Annotated in this window: 1 pseudogene; it reads left to right on the forward strand. The window is 40.3% G+C overall.

The features are described from left to right. Positions 1-528 (forward strand): annotated as a pseudogene (locus R7Z50_RS30880) (hypothetical protein); the annotation flags it as partial.

Raw genomic sequence — 528 nt, forward strand, 5'->3', positions numbered from 1 at the left:
TTAAGAAAGCTTGAAGAGGCACAAATCATCGTTTCAACCACAAACTCACTGCCTAACATGCTGCAGTATGTACTCGGCTGCGATTTAGTTATCTTCGATGAGAGCGAAAAAGGCTTCTTATCACTCGACGGTAATCATTATAAAAATGAACGACTGAAAGCAAAATCATTTAACGCTTTAAAAACGGTCATCACCTACGCGAAGCAAGTTATCATGATGGATGCTGACAGCACTAACTGCATCACGGCTGAATTAGTTAAGTCTACAGGAATTCACGATTATCAGTTCTATAAAGTCGAGGGCGGAAAATATTCTGACATCAACATCAACCTCGTGAATAGAGATACCGTACTGAACGCAATCAGGAACGAAGATAACGCTTATCAGGTGATTGCTTTCGATAAGAAAGAAGCTTTGTACCAATATTTGTTTTCGATCGGCCTTAAATCTTCAGGTAAAGGCTGTGCTGAAAAAGCACTGGAAGCTGGGTATCTAGTGGTTACCCGTGATACTTGTAATACTGATGCT

It is taken from the genome of Vibrio sp. 1249-1 (assembly GCF_033340495.1).